Genomic DNA, 13,777 nt, shown 5'->3' with positions numbered 1-13,777 from the left:
CGGGTGTGGGGCCCAGCCAGGGAAATCGGGATGAAGGTCATCAAAGCTGCTCTTCTTGGCGCGATCGGGGTGTTCGGCGCGCTGTTTCTTTCCGGGTGCGTCACCACCTATCCGTATCAGACGGCGTTTGACGCCTGTGACGCCGAAGCGGGCGCCTGTTACCGCTATTGCGAGGAGGCGGGGTTGAGCGAGGGCGAGTATGCGTCCTGCCACGCCGATTGCGAGGTTGGCGCCAACCGGTGTTTCGCTGACGCCTATGACCGGTATTCGTATAATCGCAGCGCATATAGCGGGAGTTACTACGCGCCATCCTGGCCCTGGTATGGGCGCTATGGCGCATGGGGCCCGTCGAGCGGCTATTATTTCGGATTTAGCTATTCGAGCGGCTACGGCAACTATCGTCACCCCTATTACGGTGACCGCTATTATTACGGCGATCGCGACCGCCGCAAAAAGAAGGACCGCCGGCGCAAGGATGGCGACCGCGGCGGGGCCTACGCGCCTCCGCCGGGCTCTCCGGCCGCGAACAATCCGAATCGCCCGCGCCAGATGCCCAAAAACCGGGGGGTGACCCCCACGCCCAGTGCGCCGGTCCAGTCAGCGCCCACGCAGTCCACGCCGCCGCCTGCGGCCGCGCCGCGCCAGCAACAGCCCGTGCGGACAAAGCCCTCCAGCAAGTCGCGCCACAAAAGCGGAACGCCGAGGAGCAAGGAGCGGCCGCGGGACTACTAGGCGCCAGGGCGGCTATGCGCCGGCCCTTTCGCCTCCCGCCATTGCGTTGCATTGAGGGCAGGCTATAGAGGCTCCGGAATTACAACCGGAGCCTTTTCTCATGACCGCTATCGCCGACATTTTCGCCCGTGAAATCCTCGACAGCCGGGGCAACCCGACCGTCGAAGTGGATGTAACGCTGGAAGATGGCTCCATGGGTCGGGCGGGCGTGCCGTCGGGCGCTTCAACCGGCGCACATGAAGCGCATGAGCTTCGCGACGGCGGCGATCGCTATGGCGGCAAGGGCGTCCTTGAAGCCGTCGACGCGGTGAATGGCGAGATTTTTGACGCGCTCTCCGGGTTCGAAGCCGAAGAGCAGACGCTGATCGACGAGACCATGATCGAGCTCGATGGCACGGAGAATAAATCGCGCCTCGGCGCCAATGCCATTCTTGGGGTCTCATTGGCTGTGGCGAAGGCGGCGGCGGATGCGTCTGCGCTGCCGCTCTATCGGTATGTGGGCGGCGTATCGGCGCGCGTCCTGCCGGCGCCGATGATGAACATCATCAATGGCGGCGAGCATGCCGACAATCCCATCGACATTCAGGAATTCATGATTATGCCGCTGGGCGCCGACAGTTTTTCTGAAGCCTTGCGCATGGGCGCGGAAGTTTTTCACGCGCTGAAGAAAGGTCTGAAAGACGCCGGACACAACACCAATGTGGGCGACGAGGGCGGTTTCGCGCCGAACCTTAAATCCACCGATGATGCGCTCGGCTTCATCATGAAGGCGATTGAAAAGGCGGGCTACCGTCCGGCGGAGGATGTTTTCATCGCGCTCGATGCGGCGTCCACGGAGTTTTACAAGAATGGCAAGTATGAACTTGCGGGCGAGGGCAAGTCACTCGACGGCGAGGGGATGGCGAAATATCTCGCCGATCTCGTCGCGCGCTACCCCATCGTTTCGATTGAAGACGGCATGGCCGAAGACGACTGGGCTGGCTGGAAGGAACTGACCGACATGGTCGGCGCCAAATGCCAGCTTGTCGGCGACGATCTTTTTGTCACCAATGAAAAACGCCTCCGTGACGGCATTCAAAAGGGCTGCGCCAATTCAATCCTCGTCAAGGTCAACCAGATCGGCACGCTCACTGAAACGCTGGCGGCCGTCGATGTTGCGCATCGCGCAAGCTACACCGCCGTGATGTCGCACCGCTCTGGAGAAACCGAAGACGCGACGATCGCTGATCTCGCCGTCGCCACCAATTGCGGCCAGATCAAAACTGGTTCGCTGGCCCGTTCCGACCGGCTCGCCAAATATAATCAGCTTCTCCGGATCGAACAGGAGCTTGACGACATGGCGCGATATGCTGGCGCTGCGGCGTTCGGGCGGTAGATTTTGAGTGCGCCCGTCATACGTCCGGCGACCAATGCGGACAGCGATAAGGTCCGGGCGCTGATTTTTGCCGTGCTTGATGAATATGGTCTGGAGCCTGCGCCGAAGACAACGGACAAGGATCTGGACGATCTTGAAGGCTATTACGCCGGCGGCCTGTTCGACGTCCTGGAAACGCCCGAAGGCGACATTATCGGCACGGTCGGTTTGTGGCCGATGCAAGGTGTTGGGGAGGGCGGCGTTGTCGAACTCCGCAAAATGTATCTGAAACAGTCGGCCCGAGGCCGGGGCCACGGCAAGCGGATGCTGGCGCACGCGATCAAGCGGGCGAAAGAACTCGGCTTCCGCCGGATTGAACTTCAGACGGCGCGTGTTCTGGAAGAGGCGCTGGGCCTTTACGCCAAATACGGTTTCTCGCCATCTTCGGAAGCGGCTCTCGAGCGGCGTTGCGATCAGGCGCTGGCGCTCGATCTCTGAAATAAAGAGCGGAAATTTTCAAAAACCGAATCGGTGATTCGGATTTTAACGAATCATTAACCAACTTTGATTCTTTTGAAACGCAACAAAAAAAGAACAGGCCCATGTTGCGTCTTCGTTTCCTCTTCGACATCGCTTTTCCCGCTCTTGTCATGTGTCTGACCGCCATACTGCTCTACAGCGCCGTGGTGAGCGACACTGGCTATCGCGCGCTCTCCTCCCTCGAAAAGGAGGCCGCCGAGAAGCAGGCGCAGCTTGACGAGCTGCACGCCCGGCGCATTGAGCTCGAAAAGCGGGCCGATCTCCTCAATTCCAAATCGCTCGATCCCGACCTCCTGGACGAGCGGATCCGGGCCGTTCTGGGCTATTCCCGGGAGGGAGATGTCGTCATCTCGCGCCGCGAGCTCGACCGGCTCCTCGCCGAATAACGGGCTCTTCGGCTCATTTCCTTGATCTTTAAGCCTTCTTTCGCGTCTCAACTTGTTCCGGAGCGGCGGCCCGTTTATGACAGGCCCCGAACAAATCCGGAGAACCGTTGATGGCCCCCGAAGCCGAACAAGCCCCCCCTAAGTCCAACCTGACCGCAAGTACTGAAGAGCTCCTCGCTTATTATCGCGACATGCTGCTCATCCGACGGTTTGAGGAGCGTGCGGGCCAGCTTTACGGCATGGGTCACATCGGCGGCTTCTGCCATCTCTATATCGGCCAGGAAGCAGTGGTCGTCGGCATGGAGGCGGTGAAGCAGGACGGCGACCAGACCATCACCGGCTATCGCGACCACGGCCATATGCTCGCTTGCGGCATGGACGCCAAGGGCGTCATGGCCGAGCTCACCGGCCGGGAAGGCGGCTATTCCAAGGGCAAGGGCGGGTCCATGCACATGTTCTCCAAGGACAAGGAGTTCTATGGCGGCCACGGCATTGTCGGGGCGCAGATCCCGCTCGGCGTCGGTCTCGGTTTCGCTAATCGCTATCGCGACTCAAACGCCGTCAGCTTCACCTATTTCGGCGACGGCGCGTCGAACCAGGGTCAGGTTTTTGAAGCCATGAATATGGCCCAGCTCTGGAAGCTGCCGGTCGTCTTCATCATCGAGAACAACCAGTACGCCATGGGCACGAGCGTCAAACGCTCTCACTCCGACACGCATCTTTATCGCCGCGGCGCGGCCTTCGGCATTCCGGGGATGGAAGTCGATGGCATGGACGTGCTCGCCGTGCGCGAGGCGGGCCGGCAAGCGGTCGAGCACGCCCGCACGGGCGAAGGGCCATATGTTCTTGAAATGAAGACGTACCGCTATCGCGGTCACTCCATGTCCGATCCGGCCAAATACCGCACCCGCGAGGAAGTGGACGACGTGCGCGAGCACAACGATCCGATCAAGCGTTGCGAGGTGCGGCTTTCCGAGAATGGCTTCAAGGATGAGGACAAGCTCAAAGAGATCGACAAGGAGCTTAAGGCGATCGTCAAGGACGCAGCGGACTTTGCGCTGGAGAGCCCGGAGCCCGCAGCCGAAGAGCTGTTCACGGATATTTACGCCTGAGTTAAGCACCCTCCGTTGTCATCCCGTGCGCAATGCAGCGATTTATCGCTGCGTTGCAGACACGGGATCTCCATGAAGTTGCCGGGAGATCCCGGATCAGCGCAGCATCATCTTTGATGCTGTAGCGCGTCCGGGATGACGGCTTTCGTTCTTCAAACGAGGCGAGAGAGTTTCAAAAATTTAAATTCGCGGAGCGTCTTACCTTCGAGGGCGAGATCAGCGAGCGCTTCGCCGACGACGGGCGCGAATTTGAAACCATGTCCGGAAAAGCCCATGGCGATGATCTTGCGCGGATCGTCGGGATGACGATCAATGATGAAGTGGCCGTCGGGAGACATCGCATAAAGGCAGCTTTGTTGTTTCGTGATCGTATTTGAAAGCCCGGGGGTGCGCCGTTTCAAATAGGCTTCCATGTCCGCGCGGGCTTCTTCGGCGGCTTCCGGCGCATCGTCATGTGCTGAGGCGAGGGGCGCGCCGCCCGTATGTTCGCCGATCTTGACGCCGTCGCCGTCGACCGCCGGAAAACCGTAGCGGAACCGTCCGTCCGCTTCTTGAACGCCGAAAGGCAGAAAGCCATTGACGAGCGTCAGCTGCGCGTTTCCAGGCGACGTCCAGAAGACTGTCTTGCGCAGCGGTTTGACATAGTGACGCCCAATGCTTTCAGGTCCTTCTGAAAAGGCGCCGGTTGTAACGACAAGCCTGTCGAAACGAAGCTTTTCTCCCTTGGTGGCGATTTCAATCTGAGCGTTTCTTTCCGGCCATTCCATGATGGGGCAGTTTTCGCACAGCTTCGCGCCATGTGTTCTCGCACCTTTGATCAAGGCCGCTCTTGCGCGGTCGGCGTATATGAAACCTGCTTCAGGCTCAATCAGCGTTTCCATGTCCGGATCAAGGTCGAACCAGAAGAAGCGTTTTTTCGCTTCAGCTCGGGACAGGTTATGCAGAGAAAGGCTGTGCTCTTTCGCGGCGAGCCTTGTGCCGGCAATGATAGTTGCATCTGCGCGTCCGGCCATGAAGACGCCGCACATTTCAAGCAGCGTTTCGCCGGATGTTTTTTCGAGATCTCGCCAGCCGGCGGCGGCGCGTTTTAAAAGCGGCACGTAATCGGGATGTTCGAAATAGGCTGTCCGGAAGAGCCTTGTCGCTCCATGGGAGGAGCCGCGGTCATGGTCCGCCGTGAATTGCTCAAATATAGTCACATCGGCGCCGCGGCGGGCCAGCGCATAGGCCGCCGATGCGCCCATAACGCCTGCGCCGATCACGGCGACTTTCACGCTCATGGGAGGCTTTTGACCATGGTCAGCTGTACGTGTCCGCCAGCGTTCCAGTGTTCGAGCGGTTGTTCTTTTTCGATCCTGAAGCCAAGCTTTTCATAGATGGCCATGGAGGCCGGCAAGCCCGTGGTGGTTTCAAGAAAAACCTCGGACCAGCCCTGTTCGCGCGCATAGTCCATCGCGTGAAGAACGAGATCGCGTCCGAGGCCATGTCCTCGCGCTTCGGGCGCCGCCAGCACCCAGCGCAGCTGTCCGCGCCCGCTGCGGTCGATCATGGCGGCGCAGGCAACCAGCTTATCGCCCTGTTCGGCGAGCCATATCCGCCCCTTGCCGCCGTCTTCGAGCATAAAATCGGACAACGTCCGGCAGACATAGGCCTCAAAGGTGAGGTCGCCCGGAAAACCCGGCTCGCACGCATAGACTTCACCATGCAGCGCAGCAATCCGGCCGAGATCGCCCGGGCGTAAATCACATCTGATGCTTGTTTTGTCGCTCATGACCCGGATGTTCAGCGTCTTTGCCTGGAAAGCAAATCCTGTCACATGTCATCAATGCAGGATAGACGCGACATTGGCGCAGAAAATACGCCGCAGGGGCAGGCAAGACGGCTCCTTCACGTCTTTCCCAGTTTTTCCTATGGCGGCCAGCAGGCGCGGCTGGCGACGCTCACCCGCGAGTTGGGGGCCGGTTTCCGGCACTATATCGTCGCGCTTGACGGCGACCTTGCGGCGCGCAGCCTTTTTGACAAGGCGGTTGATGCGACATTTACGCCGTTCAAGATGAAAAAGTCGTCGGGTTTCAGCCTCTCCAATATTATGCGTCTGCGACGCCTGATTGCGGAGGCGGCGCCGGATTTATTGTGCACCTATAATTGGGGATCGATCGAAGCGGTGATCGCCAATCGGCTCGGGCGACAGGCGCCGCATATTCATTTTGAAGACGGTTTCGGGCCTGATGAACGGATCGACCGGCAATCGCCGAAGCGGGTTCGGGCGCGGCGTCTGATCCTGTCGGGGAGCGATGTTGTCGTCCCTTCCCATGGTCTGGAAAAGGGCGCGCGTGAACTCTGGAAACTGAAACGTGTTCATCGTATCGAAAACGGAATTGATTTCGAAAAGATGCAAAGCGGAACACGCGGACATAATGACGGTCTCGTTGTGGGCTCCCTCGGCGCCTTGCGGCCTGAGAAGAATTACGCACAGCTAATTTCCGCTTTCACGGTTGCCGATCGTGAGGGCAAGGCGCGGCTGGAAATTTTCGGCGGCGGCCCGGAGCATGACAGGTTGCGCGCCCTGGCGGGTGACAATCAGCGCATCTCCTTGCCCGGTCCCACCGCCGCCGCGGCGGACGCCTATGCGCGCTTTGATGTGTTCGCACTGTCATCAGACACCGAGCAGGCGCCGGTAAGCCTGATGGAAGCGATGGCGGCTGGACTGCCGGTCGTCGCCACCAATGTCGGCGACATCGAAGACATGGTCGCCGAAGAAAACCGAGCCTTCATCACACCCGCCGGCGACGATGACGCCTATGCTGATGCGCTGGCGCAGCTTCTTCAGAATCCGACCGCGCGGGCTGAAATCGGCGCTGCAAACAAACGCAAGGCGAAGGTCACATTTTCACTGGAACGTATGGCCGAGGCTCACCGAACACTGTATCTTTCGGCAATGGAGCGCCATGGCTGAAGTTGTTATAGCGCCGCTAACCAATCGCGCCGAATTCCTCACGGAATGGGAGGCGCTTTATGCGCAAGCGGCCGATCCCAGTTTTTTTCAATCGCCGGCATGGATGAAATCCTGGCTTGAAGGCGCGCCCGATGACGCCAAGCTGAGCCGGATTAGCGCTGGTAACGGGGGGGCGCCCAAATTGATGGGCGCTTTTTCCGTGGCGCCGCGCAAGCCGCCGCTGCTCGGCTTGCGTGAGAGCTGGTTTCATGAATTCGGCGACGCTCAGCGTGACGCCGTCTATGCGGAATATGTGGACTTCCTCGCCGCGGATGAAGCATCCCATGAACTGCGCCGCGACGCGGTTTGCGCCATTATTGAGGAGAATGGAAATACGGACGGTTTCGTGTTTCGCAATCTCACTGACGATATGATGTCGGCTGTTTTTTCCGCCGCCGCCATTTGTGAAATGTCGGGGCGGGTTCTGAATGAACAGCCCGTCTATGGCTGCGACCTTTCCGGCGATGATTTCATGGACGGGTTGAGCGCATCCCTGCAATCGAAGATACGACGCGCTATCCGCCTTTACGAAGAACGAGGTCCCCTGGCGGCGCATATTGCGGCGACGCCGGAGGAAAAGGCGGCGGCATGGGATCGTCTTAAAACCTTGCATAAATCCGGATGGGCGGCGCGCGGCAAACCAAGCGTCTTCGATAATCCTCACTTAACGGCGTTTCATGAGCGTCTTCAGGAAATCGCACCCGCCGATTGTCATCTGTTTGAGGTGAAGGCCGGCGATGACGTGATCGCAGTTCTTTATAACTTCGTGCATGGCAAAGAAGTGATGAATTACCAGAGCGGTTTCAAATTCGAGGAAGACAATCGCCTGGCGCCTGGCTTTGTCGCCCATGCGCTCGCCGCACAGTACTATCAGAAAGCGGGATTTGAGATCTACGACCTGCTCGCGGGTGAGGCGAATTACAAATCTCGGCTTGGCGAACCCCACGCCATTTTGACATCGCTCGTTCTGGAGCGGCCGACCTGGCGCAACAAGCTGCGGTCGTTCTTGAAGCGCTAGCGGCGCGTGGTGCGCAAAAACGCGTCGAACATGATGACGCTCCACAATTCCTGTGCGCAGTCGGCGCGGCCTGACCGGTGATCGCGGATCATGGCGTCCACGCCGCTTTCATTGAAAAGCCCGCTCTCGCGCCAATGTTGCGAGGCGTTGAGCCGCAAAGCCGGATTGTCCTGCGCCTGGCGCATCCATTGGCGCAGAGGCGGCGCAAAGCCCTGCTTTTTCCGGGCGATATAATCCGCGCCGAGCCGCGAGACAAAAGCGTCCTTTAACACGCGTTTTCCCTGTCCGTATTGAAGTTTATATTCAGGCGGGATGGCGCCGGCCCATTCGACGATCCGGTGATCGAGCAGCGGTGGGCGCGCTTCAAGACCATGCGCCATGGAGGTGCGGTCAACCTTGACCAGCATTCGTCCCGGCAGCCAGGTCATGAGGTCGGCATATTGTGCGCGCGATAACGGGTCTTCAGCGCCGGAGCGCTCCATCGCTTCCTCGATCAATGAGGCCGGGCGATACCCCCCGAGGGTTCTTTTGAAATCGGCGTTAAGCAGCAGATCGATACGCGACGGCAGGTTGATCGCGACCGCATCAGCATAGGCTTGCGCTGATGATTGGGCGAGCGCTTGAAAAGTTGTCTTGGCGCGTAAAAATTGCGGCGCCCAGTCAAGTTTCGGATAGAGCGCGCCGAGCGGGCCGAAAAGAGCGGCGCGCAATGGCGCCGGCGCCAGGCGGCGAAGCTTTTCCTCACCAAGAAAGAACGGATACCGGCGATAGCCGGCGAAGATTTCATCCCCGCCATCGCCCGTGAGCGCCACCGTAACGTGGCGCCGGGCGATTTCCGCCACCTGAAAAGACGGCAAAGCAGAGGCGTCTGCGAAAGGCTCGCCCATGGCGGCGGCGACGCGGTCAATCAGCGCTGTTGAATCGGCGCGCGCCTCGTCTTCGTAATGAACGGCGCCGAATTTCACCGCGATTTCGCGCGCGGCGGCCCGTTCATCATGCGCGGTCTCATCGAAACCGATAGTGCAGGCGGTGATTGCGCCTTTCGCCTCGGCCATTGAAGAAACGACGGAGGCGGAGTCAACGCCGCCGGACAAAAAGACGCCGAGCGGCACGTCCGACATCATCTGCGCCTTGACGGCGTCATCCAATTCGGCCCGCAACATTTCCGCGGCTTCATCATAAGCGAGCGCGGGTCCATTCGTGAACACCGGCCGCCAATAGCATTCGTGACGGGGGCTTTTTCCGCGTTCGAAAGCAATCCAGCCGCCAGGCGGGACTTTATATACGCCGCGATAGATCGCTTTCGGGTCCGGCACATAACCATAATAGAAATAATCGGCGATGGCGCGCGGATCGAGGCTGATATCCAAAAGGCCTGACGCTGCGATGGCGCTGATCTCCGAGGCGAACAGCAAAAAGCCATCATTTGTTTCAGCGTAGTAAAGCGGCCGCTCGCCCAGACGGTCGCGCGCAAGGATCAGCCGGTGGGTGTCCGGTTCGTAAAACCCGAAGGCGAACATGCCGCGAAGCTTGTGCAGGAATTCCGGGCCGTCGCGCGACAGGCCTTCAGCAAGCACCTCGGTGTCGGAGCGGGTTTTGAGCCGGACATTCTCTTGAAGCCTGCGCGACAGTTTTTCGTAATTATAGATTTCGCCATTGTAGGTGAGGATGCCGCCCGTTTGTGCGTGAAAGGGCTGTGCGCCGCCTTCGCGGTCGATAATGGCGAGGCGGCGATGCCCCAATCCGACGCCCGGCGCGAAGTAAAATCCTTCGCCGTCGGGCCCGCGATGGGCGAGGGCGTCCGTCATTCGCTTCAGCGCCGCACGGTCGATGTCGCGAACGCCGCCGAGATCAAAAATGCCTGCAATGCCACACATGAATCAGGACGCGCGCCTCATTCGCGCGCGCCAGTCGGCGAAGCGTTCAACATCGTTCGTAAACGCGCGAATGCGCGCCAGCGCATCCGCCGGATCGCCAGCATAATCCGCGGCGACTATGATGATCCCGCCCGGTGGATTGACGCCGTTGAGTTTGTCTTTCATCTGCGCCCATTTGAAAGCGAGTTTGCTCGTGTAGACGTCATCACCGCGCCAATAAGCCATCGCGACAAGAAGTCGACGCCGATCTGGCCCCGCCAGAATTTCCATCGGAATCTCTTTTGAATCGCCGAAGAGGTAAACCACTTCCTGCCTGTCTGCGATTTTGCGCCAGTCATCGCCATCCGCGGCCGTGTTCCTGCTGTTGATAATTTCCCGTCCGGTGCGATCTTTGTTGAACAGCGCAGTGGAGACATAAACCCTGTCCCCGTTGCGGTCATAGGTGACGGTCTCGGTCCGGTCAGCATTGATGGCCGGCGTCCAGTTCTGCGGCGCAGGGAGCATGCGCCAGCCCGTTGCGCTCAACGAAGAAAGTTTCGGTGGAGGAGAGACGGTCGCGCCGCTGTCGATGACATAGGCGGCATAGGCGGAAGCGGCGACGACGGGAAGAAGCGCCGCCAGCGCGATGGAAAACCGCCAGGCGCGGCGCGCATGAACGGGGGCCTGTTCCAGCCCCAGCCCCTGGGGCCTGCGCATTTTGGCGCCAATCCAGAAGAGGACGCCAAACACGGCGGCGTAGAGCAGAAGACCCAGCAGAAGGTGATCCGGCCCGACTGCGTAGCGCATATTACTCAATGTTGCGATCAGGATCATGAGGAACGCACGGAGGAAATTGGCTACCAGCGCGACGGCTGCGGCGATCACGATAAAGGCGATGCGCGTTTTGAAGCGGTGCAATGTCTGGCTGGCGTAAACGCAGGCGACCATCAGCGCCGCCAACAGGAAGTTGAGCCCAGCGCACGCTTCGGCGATTTCGAACAAGCCGGCGTCGGTGCGGATCAGCGTTCCGTCGATGACGGCGCTCACGCCGAAAAGATTGAGAAGCCCTGTCACCGCATTGGCGGTAAGCGCCTGCAAAAACGGGATCAGCACCTCGCCAAAGGGAACCATGAAATAAAGAAACAGAAGCGGCAACGCCCAGAGTTTCGCCGCGCCGGAGCCGAACATCGCCCATGCGCCGGCGATCAAAAGGGTGACAAACGCGAATTGTTCGACCAGCGCGACGCCGGCGGCGCGCCCGGCAAGCCAGAGCGCGGCGGCGCCAGTGATCGCCACAAGGCTCAAGGGACCTGTCGCCGGGTCGATGCGCGGGCGCGTCAGGATCATCAACAGCGCGAGCGGCGCAACGGCGACGCCATGGTGATAGCTTGATGACGACAGCCAGGTTTGCGCCATGGAGAGCGCCGTCGGATGGAGGGCAAAGACGCAGACCGCCAGATAGACGCCGAACGTCGCGACCGGAAGGCTCCAGTCGCTGCGGCGCGCTGATGAAAAGTCGGCGGCGAGCATGGCCATAAGGGTCCCCGCTTGCAGTTCCCGGAACCCTAGATTGGCGGCGTTTCCGGTTTGTTAAGAATAAACCGGCTTTCCGCAAACCTTACCTGTTTTTACGCCCCTCAATGAGGGAATCGACGACGCTCGGATCGGCGAGGGTCGAGGTGTCGCCGAGCGCGCCGAACTCGTTTTCGGCGATTTTCCGCAAGATTCGGCGCATGATCTTGCCGGAACGGGTCTTGGGCAGGGCCGGGGTGAAATGGATATGGTCGGGCTTGGCGATAGGCCCGATTTCCTTGCGCACCACGTCGATTATTTCCTGTTCCATGGCTTGCGTGGGCTCGACGCCGGCGAGAAGTGTTACGTAAGCGTAAATGCCCTGACCCTTAACGTCATGGGGAAAGCCGACAACCGCGGCTTCGACGACGGCGTCATGTTCATCGATGGCGGCCTCCACTTCGGCGGTGCCCATGCGGTGTCCGGAGACATTGATGACATCGTCGACACGGCCGGTGATCCAGTAATACCCGTCGGCGTCGCGCTTGGCGCCGTCGCCGGTGAAATACATGCCCGGATAGGTTTTGAAATAGGTGTCGATAAAGCGCTGGTGATCGCCATAGACGGTGCGCATCTGGCCGGGCCAGGAATCGGTGATGACGAGATTGCCCTCGCAGGCGCCGTCAAGGAAATTTCCATTGGCGTCGACAATCGCCGGAAAGACGCCGGGCAGGGGCTTGGTCGCGGAGCCGGGTTTTAGATCGGTGGCGCCGGGCAGGGGTGAAATTAAAATACCGCCTGTTTCGGTCTGCCACCATGTATCGACAATCGGGTGTTTCCCGTCGCCGACGATATTGTAATACCAGAGCCAGGCTTCAGGATTGATGGGCTCTCCCACCGATCCAAGCAGGCGCAGCGATGACCGGTCCGCTTTCTTCACCATGTCATCGCCTTCGCGCATGAGCGCGCGGATCGCGGTCGGCGCGGTGTAGAAGATATTCACCTTATGCTTTTCGATCACCTGCCAGAAACGCGAGGCGTCGGGATAGGTTGGCACGCCTTCAAAGATGAGCGTCGTCGCGCCATTGGCGAGAGGGCCATAGACGATATAACTGTGTCCGGTGACCCAACCGACATCGGCCGTGCACCAGAAGATTTCTCCCGGCCGGTAGTCGAACACTTTTTCATGAGTATAGGAGACATAGGTGAGATACCCGCCTGTGGTGTGGAGCACGCCTTTCGGTTTTCCGGTCGATCCTGACGTATACAGAATAAAGAGCGTGTCCTCGGCGTTCATCGCTTCCGCCGGGCATTCTGGAGCCACATCATTGCGCGCTTCGCCATAGTAATAGAGATCGCGTCCCGGCTTCATCGTGATGTCGCCATTGGTGCGCTCCACAACGAGAACAAGCCTGACATCCGGCGTCTTTTCGAGCGCCTTGTCCACATTGGCTTTCAAGGGAACGGCTTTTCCGCCGCGTAATCCTTCATCGGCGGTGATGACGGCGACGGCGCCGCAATCTTCAATGCGGCTGGCGAGCGCTTCCGGCGAAAACCCGCCGAAGACAACGGAATGCACAGCGCCGATGCGCGCACAGGCGAGCATGGCGTAGGCCGCTTCCGGGATCATGGGCATATAGATGACGACACGGTCGCCTTTTTTGACGCCGCGCGCCTTGAGAACATTCGCCATGCGGCAGGTTTCTTCAAACGCTTCGGCGTAGGTGATGTTTTTAGCGGAGGCGGGGTCGTCGCTTTCCCAGATGATGGCGACGTCATTGGCGCGGTTCGGCAAATGCCGGTCGAGACAATTCACACAGGCGTTTAACTCGCCGTCATAGAACCATTTGATGTGCAGGTCGTCAGCGTCAAACGAAACATCTTTGACTTTGGTGAACGGTTTCGACCAGTCGAGGCGTTTCGCCACGTCCGTCCAGAACGCTTCAGGATTATCCTTGGCCTGCGCACGAATTGCGCTTGCTTCCGCAGCGTCGGTAAGCGTGTTTTCGGCGGCGGCCTTACTGACCTTGATGATTTCTTCGTGCGACATGCGTTTCTCCCGGACTGGTGGCGCGGATGCTAGTTGAAGCGCGCGTTATGCGCAAACGGTGCGCATTGTCGCGCTTCATTTTTCTCTCTGTGTAAAACTGTCGCCGTTTCAAAGGCCAGTTTTACATTTCCGTCACTGCGCTGTCACGACGGCGTTACAAACCGGATGCATGGCCCCGCCTGATGTTTCTGCGTCAGTTTTGGCGTTCATTTTTTGGTGGGG

General features: G+C 59.5%; 12 protein-coding genes. 7 read left to right on the top strand and 5 right to left on the bottom strand.

Annotation, left to right across the window (positions count from 1 at the left end):
* The first annotated feature begins 30 nt into the window (after positions 1–30).
* From ACFC5L_RS11985 to pdhA, 5 genes are all read left to right on the top strand, one after another.
* Positions 31–732: a hypothetical protein gene (locus ACFC5L_RS11985; protein WP_375202701.1), complete on the top strand. Its 702-nt coding sequence runs from the start codon at positions 31–33 to the stop codon at positions 730–732.
* A 100-nt stretch (positions 733–832) separates the two neighbouring features.
* Positions 833–2,107 (top strand): phosphopyruvate hydratase, encoded by a 1,275-nt coding sequence (gene eno / locus ACFC5L_RS11980; RefSeq protein WP_375202702.1) that lies wholly within the window; start codon positions 833–835, stop codon positions 2,105–2,107.
* 3 nt (positions 2,108–2,110) lie between these two features.
* Positions 2,111–2,584, top strand: coding sequence for a GNAT family N-acetyltransferase (locus ACFC5L_RS11975; protein ID WP_375202703.1), 474 nt, complete (start codon positions 2,111–2,113; stop codon positions 2,582–2,584).
* Between the two features lie 104 nt (positions 2,585–2,688).
* A complete protein-coding gene (locus ACFC5L_RS11970; protein WP_375202704.1) occupies positions 2,689–3,012 on the top strand; it encodes an FtsB family cell division protein in 324 nt (107 codons plus the stop codon).
* Positions 3,013–3,122: 110 nt separating this feature from the next.
* Positions 3,123–4,124 carry a pyruvate dehydrogenase (acetyl-transferring) E1 component subunit alpha gene (gene pdhA / locus ACFC5L_RS11965; RefSeq protein ID WP_375202705.1) on the top strand — a complete coding sequence of 334 codons (1,002 nt, stop codon included), beginning with the start codon at positions 3,123–3,125 and terminating at the stop codon, positions 4,122–4,124.
* Between the two features lie 152 nt (positions 4,125–4,276).
* Here pdhA and solA read toward each other — a convergent pair whose 3' ends face one another.
* On the bottom strand, positions 4,277–5,404 hold the full coding sequence (solA, locus tag ACFC5L_RS11960) for an N-methyl-L-tryptophan oxidase (RefSeq protein ID WP_375202706.1): 1,128 nt from the start codon (positions 5,402–5,404) through the stop codon (positions 4,277–4,279).
* A complete protein-coding gene (locus ACFC5L_RS11955) occupies positions 5,401–5,895 on the bottom strand; it encodes a GNAT family N-acetyltransferase (RefSeq protein ID WP_375202707.1) in 495 nt (164 codons plus the stop codon). The genes solA and ACFC5L_RS11955 overlap by 4 nt, the downstream gene beginning before the upstream one ends.
* 45 nt (positions 5,896–5,940) lie before the next feature.
* On the opposite strand from ACFC5L_RS11955, the gene ACFC5L_RS11950 reads away from it, so the two are divergent.
* Positions 5,941–7,080 (top strand): glycosyltransferase family 4 protein, encoded by a 1,140-nt coding sequence (locus tag ACFC5L_RS11950; RefSeq protein WP_375202708.1) that lies wholly within the window; start codon positions 5,941–5,943, stop codon positions 7,078–7,080.
* Positions 7,073–8,137, top strand: coding sequence for a GNAT family N-acetyltransferase (locus tag ACFC5L_RS11945; RefSeq protein ID WP_375202709.1), 1,065 nt, complete (start codon positions 7,073–7,075; stop codon positions 8,135–8,137). The genes ACFC5L_RS11950 and ACFC5L_RS11945 overlap by 8 nt, the downstream gene beginning before the upstream one ends.
* Here ACFC5L_RS11945 and asnB read toward each other — a convergent pair.
* The 3 genes from asnB to acs form a co-directional block, all read right to left on the bottom strand.
* Complete coding sequence (gene asnB / locus ACFC5L_RS11940) at positions 8,134–10,014, bottom strand: asparagine synthase (glutamine-hydrolyzing) (protein WP_375202710.1); 1,881 nt, start codon at positions 10,012–10,014, stop codon at positions 8,134–8,136. The genes ACFC5L_RS11945 and asnB overlap by 4 nt on opposite strands.
* A gap of 3 nt (positions 10,015–10,017) precedes the next feature.
* Positions 10,018–11,529 (bottom strand): exosortase A, encoded by a 1,512-nt coding sequence (gene xrtA / locus ACFC5L_RS11935; protein WP_375202711.1) that lies wholly within the window; start codon positions 11,527–11,529, stop codon positions 10,018–10,020.
* A gap of 82 nt (positions 11,530–11,611) precedes the next feature.
* The gene (gene acs, locus ACFC5L_RS11930) at positions 11,612–13,555 is read right to left on the bottom strand and encodes an acetate--CoA ligase (RefSeq protein WP_375202712.1); all 1,944 of its coding nucleotides are present in this window, start codon (positions 13,553–13,555) and stop codon (positions 11,612–11,614) included.
* Positions 13,556–13,777: the final 222 nt, after the last annotated feature.

Origin of the sequence: Hyphococcus sp. (assembly GCF_041986965.1) — a bacterium.
Classification (GTDB): Bacteria; Pseudomonadota; Alphaproteobacteria; order Caulobacterales; family Parvularculaceae; genus Hyphococcus.
The sequence above is the reverse complement of the archived record's forward strand: the minus strand, read 5'-3'. Positions and strand labels throughout refer to the sequence as shown.

Bases quoted from the DNA above. Each gene is read 5' to 3' on its own strand.
- acs (WP_375202712.1), bottom strand. From the start codon at position 13,555: ATGTCGCACGAAGAAATCATCAAGGTCAGTAAGGCCGCCGCCGAAAAC.
- ACFC5L_RS11945 (WP_375202709.1), top strand. From the start codon at position 7,073: ATGGCTGAAGTTGTTATAGCGCCGCTAACCAATCGCGCCGAATTCCTC.
- ACFC5L_RS11985 (WP_375202701.1), top strand. From the start codon at position 31: ATGAAGGTCATCAAAGCTGCTCTTCTTGGCGCGATCGGGGTGTTCGGC.
- ACFC5L_RS11955 (WP_375202707.1), bottom strand. From the start codon at position 5,895: ATGAGCGACAAAACAAGCATCAGATGTGATTTACGCCCGGGCGATCTC.
- ACFC5L_RS11970 (WP_375202704.1), top strand. From the start codon at position 2,689: ATGTTGCGTCTTCGTTTCCTCTTCGACATCGCTTTTCCCGCTCTTGTC.
- xrtA (WP_375202711.1), bottom strand. From the start codon at position 11,529: ATGGCCATGCTCGCCGCCGACTTTTCATCAGCGCGCCGCAGCGACTGG.
- asnB (WP_375202710.1), bottom strand. From the start codon at position 10,014: ATGTGTGGCATTGCAGGCATTTTTGATCTCGGCGGCGTTCGCGACATC.
- pdhA (WP_375202705.1), top strand. From the start codon at position 3,123: ATGGCCCCCGAAGCCGAACAAGCCCCCCCTAAGTCCAACCTGACCGCA.
- ACFC5L_RS11950 (WP_375202708.1), top strand. From the start codon at position 5,941: ATGTCATCAATGCAGGATAGACGCGACATTGGCGCAGAAAATACGCCG.
- solA (WP_375202706.1), bottom strand. From the start codon at position 5,404: ATGAGCGTGAAAGTCGCCGTGATCGGCGCAGGCGTTATGGGCGCATCG.
- eno (WP_375202702.1), top strand. From the start codon at position 833: ATGACCGCTATCGCCGACATTTTCGCCCGTGAAATCCTCGACAGCCGG.